The organism is Duganella sp. GW821-FHT07G03 (assembly GCF_059418605.1).
Map to the genome: position 1 here is coordinate 54715 of NZ_JBWKQE010000011.1, position 14394 is coordinate 69108.

Here is a 14394-nt window from a genome sequence, read left to right on the forward strand (position 1 = left end):
CCAGATGGCGAATTTAATCCTTTTATTGCAAGAGTACGGCGTACTGATCGTGTTCGCGATCGTGCTGGTTGAGCAGATCGGCTTGCCGATTCCCGCGTTCCCGCTGCTGATCGTGGCCGGTGCCCTGTCGGTGGACGGCGACAGCAACTGGCTGGCCGTGCTGTCGGTGAGCGTGATCGCCTGTCTGATCAGCGACTATTTCTGGTTCCGCGCCGGCCGCTACTATGGCAAGCGCATCCTGCGCCTGCTGTGCAAGATTTCGCTGTCCCCCGATTACTGCGTCAGCCAGACCGAAGACAACTTCAACCGCTGGGGCCCGAAGGCGCTGGTGGTGGCCAAGTTCATTCCCGGATTCAACACGATCGCGCCGCCGCTGGCCGGCGCCATGGGCACCAGCAATGGCGTCTTCCTCGGATTCAGCGTCGCCGGCGCCATCGTCTGGAGCGGCACCGGCATCGCCATCGGCGCCGGCTTCCACACCCAGATCGACCAGGTGCTGGAGATCCTCAGCACCATGGGCACCACCGCGCTGATGGTGCTGGGCGTGTTGCTGGTTTTGTTCATCGGTTTTAAATATATCGAGCGCAAGCGTTTCCGCCAGTCGGTCGAGATCGACCGCATCACCATCGACGACCTGAAGAAATTGCTGGAGCAGGGCAAGGCGCCGGTGCTGGTCGACGCCCGCAGCGTGACGGCGCAGATGCTGGAGCCGGCCGTGCCGGGCGCGCTGCTGTTCAACGGCGGCGAGCCGATCCCGGAGCTGATCGCGCTGGACAAGAACCACCACATCATCGTCTATTGCAGCTGCCCGAACGACGTCACCGCCGCCCACGTGGCGAAGGAACTGATCGGCCACGGCTACCAGCACGCCAAGCCGCTGCACGGCGGCCTCGACGCCTGGAACGCCGCCTTCGGCGCGCCCCGCGAGGTAAACGAGGGCAGCACGGCCTCGGTTTGATCCCGCGGTCGCCGCCCGTTTGGGCGGTTTTTTTTGCCCGAAAATGGAAGCGCTGCCACTGTTTGCCGTCATCTTAAAAATCGTAGTCATACTACGCAAAAAAAATTCCAATTTGTAATTTCATGTGGCAAAGCTGCTGCATGTGTACTAAAACTACAAACTTCGCTTGCCTCGCGGAGTGAAAATACCTTAAGCTTAGGCCTCAACTATTTTCGATCTATCATGACAGCTCAGTCCCTCCAAACGCCTCCCTCCCTGACCACTGCTTTCCCTGGTGGCCCGCGTCTGCTGGCGGACATCGGCGGCACCAACGCGCGCTTTGCGCTGGAGACCGCCCCGGGCAAGATTGAGGCGATCGAAGTATTGGCTTGCGCCGCATATCCAACCCTGGCCGCCGCCCTGGTTGCCTATCTGGCCTCGCCGACCGTCGCCCAGGCCGGCGTCAGCGGTATCCGGAATGGCGCGATCGCTATCGCCAATCCGGTCACCGGCGACATGGTGCGCATGACCAACCACCACTGGGAATTCTCGATCGAGGCGCTGCGCCGCGAAGTCAACTTCGACATCCTGGTCGTCGTCAACGACTTCACCGCGCTGGCGAGCTCCTTGCCGCAGCTGTCGGCCTCCCAGAAACACCAGGTCGGCGGCGGCAACGGCATCGCCGGCACGCCGCTGGGCCTGATCGGCGCCGGCACCGGCCTCGGCGTTTCCGGCCTGATCCCGGGCAAAGACGGCTGGACCGCCTTGCTGAGCGAAGGCGGCCACGTCACCTTCTCGCCGGCCAACGCCACCGAAGTCGCCATCCTGCAATTCGCCTGGAAAGAATTCGACCACGTCTCCGCCGAGCGCCTGATGTCCGGCGCCGGCATCGAACTGATCTACCGCGCCCTGGCCGACCACACCGACATGCCGGCCGAAAAGCTGAGCGCCGCCGAAATCTCGCGCCGCGCGCTGGCCGGCGAATGCACCTTGTGCGACGAAGTCATCGAAGCGTTCTGCTGCATGCTGGGCACGGTTGCCGGCAACCTGGCGATCACCCTGGGTGCGCAGGGCGGCATTTATATAGGCGGCGGCATCGTCCCGCGCCTGGGCGAGCGTTTCGACCGTTCCGGCTTCCGCGCCCGCTTCGAAGCCAAGGGCCGTTTCTGCCATTACCTGTCCGAAGTGCCGACCTGGGTCATCACCGCCGAGTACCCCGCATTTGTGGGTGTTTCCGCAATCTTGTCGGAAAGACTTGCTGCCGCGTAAGGCTAGTTACATTTCGATGACGGCGAAATGCGCTTTTTGCCGTTTTATCAGGTACAATTCGATTTGTTGGATGAAATGTCTTTGATCGGTCACGTGTGTTTTCGCCCGAAAACCGCGCTCCCCGGCCACGTTTCACGTAGAAAGCAAGGGCCTCGGCCATTGCCGGCATGTCCCTCTCTCCCGCTTGGCGCACATCGGCCCAGGCGTCGGAAAAAACAGCTTCAGCGAGTTATACCTGCAGGCAGCATCGTAGATGCCGCTATTGCCTCACTGAATGTGATTGAATTCTTTCTTGCATGAAAATGCAACCACAAGATTGCTATGGATACAGCAGAGGCTAAAAGAGTCCTCGAAACCGCTTTGCTATGCGCTCGTGAGCCATTGTCGATCCACAGTCTGAAGAAGCTGTTTGTCGAGGTGGATGACCAGGACAGGCCGCGCGGACCCGGAGTCGGTTCCGATACGATCAAGGAATTGCTCGAAGAATTGAGGCTGGACTGGGCCGGTAAGGGTGTTGAAGTGATCAGCCTGTCGACCGGCTGGCGCTTCCAGAGCCGCCCCGAGATGAAGTTGTACCTCGATCGCATGAACCCGGAACGGCCGCCCAAGTACTCGCGGGCGACGCTGGAAACACTGGCGATCATCGCCTACCGGCAGCCGGTGACGCGGGGTGATATTGAAGAGATACGCGGCGTAGCCGTCAATTCGCAGACGATCAAGATGCTGGAAGACCGTGGCTGGGTAGATGCCATCGGTTACCGCGACGTCGTCGGCCGCCCGGCATTGCTGGGCACCACCAAGCAGTTTTTAGATGATCTGGGTTTGAATTCGCTGTCCCAGCTGCCTCCTTTGCAGCAAATCAGTGATACGCAAGGCGGTGGCCCGGACATGGCAGCGCTGGAAGCGGCCTTGCAGGAAAACTTTGACAAGGCGGCACACAATGCCGCGCAACAAACAGATGGTACGGAAAGCGAGTTGCCAGTGGCCGAAGCAGAAGCCGCGACTAGCCCGGAAGCCGGCCACGAAGCACAAACACAATCCGCGCCCGATGTAACGGTTGACGCTGAGCACAACCAAGAAACGAATAATGAATAATCCTAATTCCCCAGAGACAGTCAACGACGTAGTGCCGGCCGAAGTGGCCGTCAAGCCTAAACGTCGCACCAAAGCCCAGATTGAAGCCGATTCGGCAGCCGCCGCGTCCGCCGATGCGCCAGTCGCCGCCAAGGCCAAGCGCAAGCCCAAGGCGGAAGCCGAAGTGGCCGCCGCCGATGCGCCGGCCCCAGTGAAAAAGCCGCGCGCCAAGCCGGCCGCCAAGTCGGTCGAGGCCGTCGAAGCGGCGCCGCAAGCCGCCGCGCCAGCGGCAGCCGAAGCGCCGGTCAAGGCTCCGCGCGCCAAGAAGCCGGCCGCCGCGCCGGCAGTGGATGCAGCGCAAGCCGCCCCAGCCGCAGCCCTGGCTCCAGCAGTTGAAGCGCAAGCCGCTCCTGCTGAAGGCGAACGTGCAGCGCGCGGCCCACGCGGTCCACGTGGCCCACGCCAGATGCGCGAGCAGCGCGCCGTGCGTGAAGCCCTGATGCCGCCGCGTCCGGAACCAGTGGCAGCCGTCGAGGGCGAAGCCGCTGCCGCAGTCGACGGCGCAGCGCCGGTCGAAGGCGGTAAGCCGCGCCACGAGCGCGGTCCGCGTCCCGACGGCCAGCGCAACGGCAAGAACGCCAAAGGCAAGAACGGCAAGCCGCAACGCGGCGGCCCGAACGCCGGCGGCGCCAAGCCCAACGATGCGGATGCCGCATTCTCCTACGTCACCTCGGACGCCTTCGATAGCGACGAGCCGGCCAAGGGCCGTCACGCCGCGCCGAAAGTGGTGCGCCGCGACCTGACCTCGGACGACGACGCACCGAAGCTGCACAAAGTCCTGGCCGAAGCCGGTCTGGGTTCGCGCCGCGACATGGAAGACCTGATCGTTGCCGGCCGCGTGTCGGTCAATGGCGAGCCGGCCCACATCGGCCAGCGCATCCTGCCGACCGATGCCGTGCGCATCAACGGCAAGCTGATCCAGCGCCGCGTCAGCAAGAAGCCGCCGCGCGTGCTGGTGTACCACAAGCCTGCCGGCGAAATCGTTTCGATGGACGATCCGGAAGGCCGTCCATCGGTGTTCGATCGCCTGCCGACCATGAAGGCAGGTAAATGGCTGGCCGTCGGCCGCCTGGACTTCAACACCGAAGGCCTGCTGCTGTTCACCACCTCCGGTGACCTGGCCAACCGCCTGATGCACCCGCGCTACCACATCGACCGTGAGTACGCGGTGCGTACGCTGGGTGTGCTGGAAGAGGGCATGCGCCAGAAGCTGCTGGCCGGTGTCGAGCTGGAAGACGGCCTGGCGCAGTTCACTAAGATCGCCGACGGCGGCGGCGAAGGCATCAACAAGTGGTACCGCGTGATCATCGGCGAAGGCCGTAACCGCGAAGTGCGCCGCATGTTCGAAGCGATCGGCCTGACCGTGTCGCGCCTGATCCGCACCCGCTACGGCGCGATGAGCCTGCCAAGCAGCCTGAAACGCGGCCGCTGGGAAGAGCTGGAAGAAAACACCGTGCGCGACATGTTGAGCGCGTACGGCGTCGACAAGAAGGGCAGCGATGCGCCAGCCGCGCCGCGAGGCAAAGGCCCGCAGCAAGCCAAGCCGGCCCAGAACAAGGGTCCTGAGCAGCGTCCGCAGCGCGGCCGCAACGCCGAGCGCGACGATCGCGATTTCGACGATGACGAGGATGATCACGACGAACCGAACTTCAACCGCGCCGACGTCAGCAATGACAACGCCATGCCATTCGCCAAGGTCCCACGCGGCAATGGCCGTGGCCAGGGCGGTTTCGGCGGCGGCCAGGGCCGTCCGGGTGGTGGTGGACAGGGTCGTCCAGGCGGCGCCCAGGGCAGCGGTCGCCCAGGCGGCAACGGCAATGGCCAGGGGCGTCCTGCCGGCGCGCAGACGTCCAGCCGTCCAGGCGGTCGTCCACAAGGCATCGGCGGTTACGCCGGCGGCCGTCCGCTGGGCGAAGGCCCGGCGCGTCCGCAAGGCCAGGGTGGTCGTCCACAGGGTCAGGGTCGTCCGCAAGGCGGCCAGGGTGGGCAGGGCGGTCAAGGCGGCCAAGGCGGCCAAGGTGGTCAGGGCGGCGGTCAATCGGCCAAGGGTCCGAGCCGCGGTCCGCGTCAGCCGGATCCGCTGCAAACCACCTTCGGTTTTGGTAATGCCAGCGCGCCGCGCCGCAACCAGCCACCGCGTGGCGGCGCCATCGATCATGGCATGCCGCGTCGCCGCAAGGGTTAAGTCCCGCCGCGTGCAAATGGGGCGCAAGCCCCTGTTTGTAAGGCTTGTAGCCGGTTATGAATTGTTGTAAGCCTGCTTTTCCGCCCCGTGCGGCATTGCAGCGCAGATCATATAAGGTTATAATAACCAGCCTAGTAAAAGTTCTTCGCAGGGTCCTTCCCTGAGAATGCTTTCATCTGGTTGGTATTACAAGAAGATGGGCAGATGCCCATTTTTTTTTTGGTGAACCGTTTTGAACGGCCTGTTTTTAATAAGTTGGAAACAGGCCTTGATTTGGAGAATTTCTTGCAGCTGCCGGATTTAATTGAAAAGACCGTCGCCGGTCTGGGCTATGAGCTGGTTGATGTCGAACGGGCCGAGCGCGGAGTGCTGCGCGTCTTTATCGATTTCACCGCCGCCGATGCCGAGGAAAAAGGCCCGATTACCGTAGAAGATTGCGCTACGGTCAGTCACCAGTTGTCGCACGTGCTGACGGTCGAGAACGTGAACTACGAGCGTCTCGAAATCTCGTCGCCAGGGCTGGATCGCCCCGTGCGCAAGCTGGAAGATTTCGTGCGCTTTGCCGGTTGCGAAGCAATCGTCAAACTGCGCACCGCAATGCCGGGTACGAACAACCGGAAATCGTTCCAGGGGATTCTGCAAGAACCCCAGGGCGATAATTTGTCGTTGGAATTTGAAGGTACTGATGGTCCGGCGCTGTTGGAGTTTACGCTCGCCGATATGGATAAGGCACGCTTGGTGCCACAGGTGGTTTTTAAGGGACGCAAAGCATGAGTCGCGAAGTTTTGTTATTGGTAGACGCGCTGGCGCGTGAGAAAAACGTCGATAAAGATGTGGTTTTCGGCGCGTTGGAGTTCGCGTTGGCGCAAGCCACGAAGAAACGCTATGAAGGTGAAGTCGATATTCGCGTTTCGATCGACCGCGAGTCGGGTGAGTTCGAATCCTTCCGTCGCTGGCACGTTGTGCCCGACGAGGCTGGCCTGCAACTGCCGGACCAGGAGATTCTGCACTTCGAAGCCAAGGAACAGATTCCGGACATCGAAGTGGACGACCACATCGAAGAGCCTATCGAGTCCGTCGAATTCGGCCGCCGCTTTGCTCAAGACACCAAACAGGTCGTGCTGCAGCGCGTGCGTGACGCCGAGCGCGAACAGATCCTGGTGGACTTCCTGGAGCGCGGCGACTCGCTCGTCACCGGCACCATCAAGCGCATGGAACGCGGCGACGCGATCGTCGAGTCGGGCAAGATCGAAGCCCGCCTGCCACGCGACCAGATGATCCCGAAAGAAAACCTGCGTATCGGTGACCGCGTCCGCGCCTTCATCCTGCGTATCGACCGCAATATGCGCGGCCCGCAAGTGATCCTGTCGCGCACCGCTCCAGACTTCATCATGAAGCTGTTCGAGCTGGAAGTGCCGGAAATCGAGCAGGGTATGCTGGAAATTAAATCGGCGGCGCGCGACGCCGGCGTCCGCGCCAAGATCGCCGTCTACACGGCCGACAAGCGCATCGACCCGATCGGTACCTGCGTCGGCATGCGCGGTTCGCGCGTGCAGGCCGTGACCGGCGAGCTGGGCGGCGAACGCGTCGACATCGTGCTGTGGTCCGAAGATCCGGCGCAGTTCGTCATCGGCGCGCTGGCTCCGGCCAACGTCTCGTCGATCATGGTCGACGAAGAGAAGCATGCGATGGACGTCGTGGTCGACGAAGAAAACCTGGCGATCGCGATCGGCCGCTCCGGCCAGAACGTGCGCCTCGCTTCCGACCTGACCGGCTGGAAGATCAACATCATGACGGCCGAAGAATCGGCCGACAAGGCAGCCCAGGAAACCGCGGCGGTGCGTGCACTGTTCATGGAAAAACTGGACGTCGACCAGGAAGTCGCCGACATCCTGGTGGAAGAGGGCTTTGCCAGCCTGGAAGAAATCGCTTACGTGCCGATCTCCGAAATGCTGGAAATCGAATCGTTCGACGAAGATACCGTCAACGAACTGCGCACCCGCGCCCGTGACGCCCTGGTCACCGAAGCGATCGCTTCGGAAGAAGGCCTGGAAGGCATGGACGAGGCGCTGGTCGGTCTGGAAGGCATGGACCGCATCACCGCCGGCAAGCTGGGCCTGGCTGGTATCAAGACTGTAGAAGCATTTGCTGCACTGGCTTACGACGAATTTGGCGCCATCCTGGCCCTGTCCGCCGACCGTGCACGAGAACTGATTAAGAGTGAATTTGAAGATGTGACCGACGATGAGATGAAGTTGGTTGACTCAAAGTACGACGATCGTGCCAAAGGCTTGCAAGCCAAGGCATGGAGTCTTGCCGAATCCGCAAAGGCTTAATTTGAGTATCTTTATCATCTCCGCGACACATAGAAAAGAGGACTGAATGGCGAGTAACAACGTAGCCCAATTTGCCACCGAACTGAAGATGCCTGCAGATTTGCTGCTGACGCAGCTGCGTTCTGCCGGCGTCGAAAAAAGTTCGACGTCAGATCCATTGTCGAAAGATGATAAGGATAAGCTGCTTGATCACTTGCGCCGTACCCACGGTGCATCGGCTGATACCGAAAAGAAGAAGATCACGCTGACGCGCAAAGAAACCACTGAAATCAAGCAGGCCGACGCCAATGGCAAGGCCCGCACGATTCAGGTCGCTGTGAAGAAGGTTCGCACCTTCGTCCAGCGCGACGAGCCGGTCGCCGCCGCGCCGGTGGCGCCTGCCGCCCCGGTGGTTGACGCCGCTGAAGTCGCTCGCCGTGAAGAAGACGCACGTAAGCAAGCAGAACTGATCGCACGCCAGGAAGCTGAACTGCGCGAGAAGCAGGAACGCCTGGCCAAGCTGGAATCGGAGAAGGAAGCGCAAGCGAGAGCCACCGCCGCCGCCGAAGCCGAAGCCAAGAAGGAAGCCGACTCCGAAGCGAAGAAAGCCGCCGCCAAGGCCGCTGCCGCCGCGACCGCCACCGCTGCCGGCGCTGCGCCGGTTGTGGCCGACGCCGCCGCCGAAGAGAAGAAGAAAGCCGCTGCCGACGAAGCCAAGAAGAAGGCTGCCGTCGCCGCCAAGGAAGCCGCCGACAAAGCGGCCGCCACCGAGCTGGCACGCAAAGCCGTGGCTGACGAAGTTGCCCAGATCAAGGCCATGATGAACGCGCCGCGCCGCGCCATCAAAGCCCCTGAACCAGTGCCGGTGCCGGTCAAGGCCAAGGTTGCCGAAGGCACGCTGCACAAGCCAGCCACCGGCGCCGTTGCCAAACCTGGCGACAAGCCTGGCGACAAGAAGCCGGTCACCGCGGACAAGAAGTCGATCAAGTCGGCCAATGTCTCGTCGACCTGGCAGGACGACGCCAAGAAACGCGGCGCACCTGGCAGCACCGCCAACAAGGGTCGTGGCAACACCGGTTCCGGTGGCCGTGACGGTTGGCGCAGTGGTGGCAAGGGTGGCGGCCGTCGTGGCTCGCACGCCGATGACCGCGAAACCAATTTCCAGGCGCCGACCGAAGCCGTCATCAAAGACGTCTACGTGCCGGAAACCATCACCGTGGCCGAACTGGCGCACAAGATGTCCGTCAAGGCTTCCGAAGTCATCAAGCAACTGATGAAGCTGGGCCAGATGTGCACCATCAACCAGGTGCTGGACCAGGAAACCGCGATGATTCTGGTCGAGGAAATGGGCCACAAGGCGTTCGCCGCCGAGATGGACGATCCGGAAGCACTGCTGGCCGACCAGGGTGAGCACGCTCACTTCGAATCGCTGCCGCGCGCTCCGGTGGTCACCGTCATGGGTCACGTCGACCACGGCAAGACCTCGCTGCTGGATTACATCCGCCGCGCCAAAGTGGCGTCCGGCGAAGCTGGTGGCATTACCCAGCACATCGGCGCGTACCACGTGAACACGCCAGGCGGCATGATCACCTTCCTCGATACGCCAGGTCACGAAGCCTTTACGGCCATGCGTGCCCGCGGTGCGAAAGCCACCGACATCGTCATCCTGGTGGTGGCGGCGGACGACGGCGTGATGCCGCAGACGAAGGAAGCGATCGCCCACGCGAAAGCGGCCGGCGTGCCTCTGGTGGTGGCGATCAACAAGATCGACAAACCGGGCGGCAACGTTGACCGTGTGACGCAGGAACTGGTTGCCGAACAAGTGGTGCCGGAAGAATACGGTGGCGAATCGCCATTCGTGCCGGTGTCGGCCAAGACCGGTGTCGGTATCGACGCCCTGCTGGAACAAGTGCTGCTGCAGGCCGAAGTGCTGGAACTGAAAGCCCCGATCGATGCGCCTGCGCGCGGTCTGGTGGTCGAGGGACGTCTGGACAAGGGCAAGGGCCCGGTCGCGACCATCCTGGTGCAGTCCGGTACCTTGAAGCGCGGCGACGTGATCCTGGCTGGTTCCTCCTTCGGTCGCGTTCGTGCGATGCTGGATGAAAACGGCAAGTCGATCAACGAAGCCGGTCCTTCGATCCCGGTCGAAATCCAGGGCCTGACCGAAGTGCCGCAAGCCGGTGAAGAAGTCATGGTCATGGCTGACGAGCGTAAAGCCCGTGAGATCGGCCTGTTCCGTCAAGGTAAGTTCCGCGACGTGAAACTGGCCAAGCAGCAAGCCGCGAAGCTGGAAAACATGTTCGACCAGATGGCCGAAGGCGAAGTCAAGAACCTGCCGCTGATCATCAAAACCGACGTGCAGGGTTCGCAAGAGGCGTTGGTCAGCTCCTTGCAGAAACTGTCGACTTCCGAAGTGCGTGTACAGGTTGTGCACGCAGCGGTCGGCGGCATCACCGAATCGGACGTCAACCTGGCGGTCGCCTCGAAAGCGGTCATCATCGGCTTCAACGCCCGTGCCGATGCACAGGCGCGCAAGCTGGCCGAGTCGAACGGCGTGGACATTCGCTACTACAACATCATTTACGATGCGATCGACGAGATCAAATCGGCGTTGTCGGGCATGTTGGCACCGGAGAAGCGCGAAACCGTTATCGGTCAGGTCGAGATTCGCCAGGTCATCCTGGTCTCGAAAGTCGGCGCCATCGCCGGTTGCCTGGTCACCGATGGCGTGGTCAAGCGTTCGTCCTCGGTACGCCTGCTGCGCAACAACATCGTGGTGTGGACCGGCGAGATCGACTCGCTCAAACGCTTCAAGGACGACGCGAAAGACGTACGCGCCGGCCTGGAGTGCGGTCTGTCGCTGAAGAACTACAACGACATCCAGGTGGGCGACTCCCTGGAAGTGTTCGAAGTTCAGGAAATCGCTCGTACGCTGTAATCAGTTGCGATTAGAGTAGTTTTAACCGGGTGGACGGGAGCATACTTGCTACCGTCCACTTGGCGTTTATGGAAAGCAGTACCGTATATCATGGCTAAACATAGTAAAAACATACCCCAGCGCGGTCAGCGCGTGGCCGACCAGATCCAGCGCGACCTGTCCGAAATCATCGCTTACGAGCTCAAGGACCCGCGCGTCGGCATGATCACCATCACCGAAGTGCAGGTGACCCCGGACTACGCGCACGCCAAGATCTTCTTCACCATGCTGAAAGACAGCAAGGAGCAGGTCAAGAACACCGTCGACGGCCTGTCCGCCGCGGCCGGCTACATGCGTGGCCAGCTGGGCAAGCGCCTGCACATCCACACGCTGCCGATGCTGCACTTCGTGCACGACACCTCGACCGCGCGCGGCATGGAACTGTCCCTGCTGATCGACCAGGCCAACAGCACCCGCTCGCTCGACGACGACCAGGCGCCAGCCGAAGAGAACAAGGACGGCGAGTAAGCACGCTGCACCGATGAAGCAAAACCATCCTAAAAAAGTCCGCGACCTGGTCGACGGCGTGCTGCTGCTCGACAAGCCGGTTGGCTTCTCCAGCAACGATGCACTGATCAAGGCCAAGCGCGTGCTGAACGCCAAGAAGGCCGGCCATACCGGCACGCTCGACCCGTTCGCCACCGGCCTGCTGCCGTTGTGCTTTGGCGAGGCCACCAAGTTCTCGCAGGACTTGCTGGAAGCCGACAAGACCTACGAAACCACGGTGCACCTGGGCCAGACCACCGACACCGGCGACACCGAAGGCGAAGTCATCGCCAGTCGCGACGTCAACGTCACGCTGGAGCAGATCCACGTCGTGCTGGAAAAATTCCGCGGCCCGATCGCGCAAGTGCCGCCCATGTATTCGGCCTTGAAGCGCGACGGCAAGCCGCTGTACGAGTACGCCCGCGCCGGCATCACGCTCGAGCGCGAAGCGCGCAACGTCATCATCCACAAGCTGGAGCTGGTGTCCTACGAGGCGCCGTTCCTGAAGCTGGTGGTCACGTGCAGCAAGGGCACTTACATCCGCGTGCTGGGCCAGGACATCGGCGACGCACTCGGCTGCGGCGCCCATCTGAACGCGCTGCGCCGCACCCAGGTCGGTCCGCTGACCATGGAGGGCATGCTGACCTTGGAGCAGTTGAGCGCGCACGAGGCGCCGCTCAGCCTGCTGGCGCCGGTCGATGCGCTGCTGGCCAGTTTCCCGGCCGTGCAACTGAACGCCGAGCTGGCCAAGCGCTTCCTCAATGGCCAGCGCCTGGCGCTGGGCAAGGAGGAAGCGAATTTGGCAAACCCGGTGCCTGCCGAAGAAGGCAGGGTCCGCGTCTACCTCGACGACAAGCTGCTCGGCACCGCCATGCTGGGCGAGTACAGCATCCTGGCGCCGGAACGTTTGATCGCCTTTGTCCAACCCTAAGCCCCAATAAAGCAACTCTTTGAAAATATTCAGTATTTCAGAGGGAGTTGCACCGCAACATGCTATACTACGCGGTTCCAGAAATTGGCCACTCTCGTACGATAAGTACGCACCCGCAGTTTTTCAGCAAATATAACGACCATGTCTACTACAAAACGCGCAATTCGCAACATCGCCATCATCGCCCACGTTGACCACGGTAAAACTACCCTGGTGGACAAACTGCTGCGTCAATCCGGTACCTTCCGCGAAAACCAGCAAGTTGAAACCCGCGTGATGGACTCGAACGACCTCGAAAAAGAACGCGGCATTACCATTCTGTCGAAGAACTGCGCGGTTGAGTACGAAGGCACCCACATCAACATCGTCGACACCCCAGGCCACGCCGACTTCGGCGGCGAAGTGGAACGTGTACTGTCGATGGTGGACTCGGTTCTGCTGCTGGTCGATGCCCAGGAAGGCCCGATGCCACAGACCCGCTTCGTGACCCGCAAGGCACTGGCGCTGGGCCTGAAGCCTATCGTCGTGGTCAACAAGATCGACCGTCCGGGCGCGCGCGCTGAATGGGCGATCAACCAGACCTTCGAACTGTTCGACAAACTGGGCGCCACCGACGAGCAGCTGGACTTCCCGGTTGTGTACGCATCGGCACTGAACGGTTACGCCAGCCTGGACGCGGAAACCCGCGAAGGCGACATGACCCCGCTGTTCGAAGCGATCCTGAAGCACGTGCCTGTGCGTGACGACAATCCAGACGGCCCGCTGCAGATGCAAGTGACCTCGCTGGACTACTCGTCCTACGTCGGCAAGATCGGCATTGGCCGTATCTCGCGCGGCCGCATCAAGTCCGGCCAGGACGTCATCGTCCTGAACGGTCCTGACTCGACCCCGATCAAGGGCCGCATCAACCAGGTGCTGAACTTCAAGGGCCTGGAGCGCGTGCTGGTTGACGAAGCCGTCGCCGGCGACATCGTGCTGATCAACGGTATCGACGAAATCGGCATCGGTTCGACCATCTGCCAGCCGGACACCCCGGATGCGCTGGAAATGCTGACCGTCGACGAGCCTACCCTGACCATGAACTTCATGGTCAACAACTCGCCACTGGCCGGCCGCGAAGGCAAGTTCGTCACCAGCCGTCAGCTGCGCGACCGCCTGGACCGCGAACTGAAAGCCAACGTTGCCCTGCGCGTAGCGCCGACCGACGACGACACCATCTTTGAAGTGTCGGGCCGCGGCGAGCTGCACCTGACCATCCTGATCGAAAACATGCGTCGCGAAGGCTTCGAGCTGGCCGTGTCGCGTCCACGCGTGGTGTTCAAGATGGTCGATGGCGTGCGCCACGAGCCGTTTGAGCAGCTGAGCGTTGACGTCGAAGAAGCCAACCAGGGCGGCGTGATGGAAGAACTGGGCCGTCGTCGTGGCGACCTGCAGAACATGGAATCGGACGGCAAAGGCCGTGTGCGTCTGGAATACAAGATTCCAGCGCGTGGCCTGATCGGCTTCCAGGGCGAATTCATGACCCTGACCCGCGGTACCGGCCTGATGTCGCACGTGTTCGACGAATACGCACCGGTTGACAACAGCCGTGGCGAAATGGCCGGCCGTCGCAACGGCGTGCTGATCTCGCAGGACGACGGCGCCGCCGTCGCCTACGCCATCTGGAAACTGCAGGATCGCGGCCGTATGTTTGTGGTCCACAACGACCCAGTGTACGAAGGCATGATCATCGGCATCCACTCGCGCGACAACGACCTGGTCGTCAACCCGATCAAGGGCAAGCAGCTGACCAACGTGCGTTCGTCGGGTACCGATGAAGCCGTGCGCCTGGTGCCGCCTATCCAGATGTCGCTGGAATACGCAGTCGAATTCATCGCCGACGACGAACTGGTGGAAATCACCCCGAAATCGATCCGCCTGCGCAAGCGCTTCCTGAAAGAGCACGAGCGTAAGAAGGCATCGCGCGACGCGTAATCCCGCTTCGTAGCAGTCCAAACCGCCGTCGAGGCGTGAAAGCCGCCCAGTGCAAACTGGGCGGCTTTTTGTCATTCTGGCACTCTGCCGGAGGCTGTTTTTCGAAGCGGGCCGTTTGCGTAAAATTTAGCGCCATGCGAAATTTTCATATCTTTATGCGGTTAGTAGGCTAATTTAGTTAATATA

10 protein-coding genes are annotated in these 14394 nt (G+C 61.7%); all 10 read left to right on the forward strand.

Going from position 1 to position 14394, the window contains the following annotated elements:
* Nucleotides 1-4 precede the first annotated feature (4 nt).
* The 10 genes from AC07OK_RS15850 to typA all read left to right on the forward strand — a co-directional run bounded on the left by AC07OK_RS15850 (nt 5) and on the right by typA (nt 14208).
* On the forward strand, nt 5-958 hold the full coding sequence (locus AC07OK_RS15850) for a VTT domain-containing protein (protein WP_494691220.1): 954 nt from the start codon (nt 5-7) through the stop codon (nt 956-958).
* Between the two features lie 222 nt (nt 959-1180).
* Nucleotides 1181-2206, forward strand: coding sequence for a glucokinase (locus AC07OK_RS15855; RefSeq protein ID WP_494691221.1), 1026 nt, complete (start codon nt 1181-1183; stop codon nt 2204-2206).
* Between the two features lie 321 nt (nt 2207-2527).
* Nucleotides 2528-3301 (forward strand): SMC-Scp complex subunit ScpB, encoded by a 774-nt coding sequence (gene scpB, locus AC07OK_RS15860; protein WP_494691222.1) that lies wholly within the window; start codon nt 2528-2530, stop codon nt 3299-3301.
* Complete coding sequence (locus tag AC07OK_RS15865) at nt 3294-5525, forward strand: pseudouridine synthase (RefSeq protein ID WP_494691223.1); 2232 nt, start codon at nt 3294-3296, stop codon at nt 5523-5525. The genes scpB and AC07OK_RS15865 overlap by 8 nt, the downstream gene beginning before the upstream one ends.
* Before the next feature lie 285 nt (nt 5526-5810).
* Complete coding sequence (rimP, locus tag AC07OK_RS15870; RefSeq protein ID WP_026335094.1) at nt 5811-6299, forward strand: ribosome maturation factor RimP; 489 nt, start codon at nt 5811-5813, stop codon at nt 6297-6299.
* Complete coding sequence (gene nusA / locus AC07OK_RS15875; protein WP_008445733.1) at nt 6296-7861, forward strand: transcription termination factor NusA; 1566 nt, start codon at nt 6296-6298, stop codon at nt 7859-7861. The genes rimP and nusA overlap by 4 nt, the downstream gene beginning before the upstream one ends.
* A gap of 46 nt (nt 7862-7907) precedes the next feature.
* Nucleotides 7908-10778, forward strand: a complete 2871-nt coding sequence (gene infB, locus AC07OK_RS15880) for a translation initiation factor IF-2 (RefSeq protein ID WP_494691224.1) — start codon at nt 7908-7910, stop codon at nt 10776-10778.
* 90 nt (nt 10779-10868) lie between these two features.
* Nucleotides 10869-11285, forward strand: a complete 417-nt coding sequence (rbfA, locus tag AC07OK_RS15885; protein WP_116993391.1) for a 30S ribosome-binding factor RbfA — start codon at nt 10869-10871, stop codon at nt 11283-11285.
* A 13-nt stretch (nt 11286-11298) separates the two neighbouring features.
* Nucleotides 11299-12234 carry a tRNA pseudouridine(55) synthase TruB gene (gene truB, locus AC07OK_RS15890; RefSeq protein ID WP_494691225.1) on the forward strand — a complete coding sequence of 312 codons (936 nt, stop codon included), beginning with the start codon at nt 11299-11301 and terminating at the stop codon, nt 12232-12234.
* Between the two features lie 141 nt (nt 12235-12375).
* Nucleotides 12376-14208, forward strand: coding sequence for a translational GTPase TypA (gene typA, locus AC07OK_RS15895; protein WP_494691226.1), 1833 nt, complete (start codon nt 12376-12378; stop codon nt 14206-14208).
* Nucleotides 14209-14394: the final 186 nt, after the last annotated feature.

Excerpts from the sequence above, each read along its gene's own strand:
- AC07OK_RS15850 (WP_494691220.1), top strand. The coding sequence starts at position 5 with ATGGCGAATTTAATCCTTTTATTGCAAGAGTACGGCGTACTGATCGTG.
- AC07OK_RS15855 (WP_494691221.1), top strand. The coding sequence starts at position 1,181 with ATGACAGCTCAGTCCCTCCAAACGCCTCCCTCCCTGACCACTGCTTTC.
- scpB (WP_494691222.1), top strand. The coding sequence starts at position 2,528 with ATGGATACAGCAGAGGCTAAAAGAGTCCTCGAAACCGCTTTGCTATGC.
- AC07OK_RS15865 (WP_494691223.1), top strand. The coding sequence starts at position 3,294 with ATGAATAATCCTAATTCCCCAGAGACAGTCAACGACGTAGTGCCGGCC.
- nusA (WP_008445733.1), top strand. The coding sequence starts at position 6,296 with ATGAGTCGCGAAGTTTTGTTATTGGTAGACGCGCTGGCGCGTGAGAAA.
- infB (WP_494691224.1), top strand. The coding sequence starts at position 7,908 with ATGGCGAGTAACAACGTAGCCCAATTTGCCACCGAACTGAAGATGCCT.
- rbfA (WP_116993391.1), top strand. The coding sequence starts at position 10,869 with ATGGCTAAACATAGTAAAAACATACCCCAGCGCGGTCAGCGCGTGGCC.
- truB (WP_494691225.1), top strand. The coding sequence starts at position 11,299 with ATGAAGCAAAACCATCCTAAAAAAGTCCGCGACCTGGTCGACGGCGTG.
- typA (WP_494691226.1), top strand. The coding sequence starts at position 12,376 with ATGTCTACTACAAAACGCGCAATTCGCAACATCGCCATCATCGCCCAC.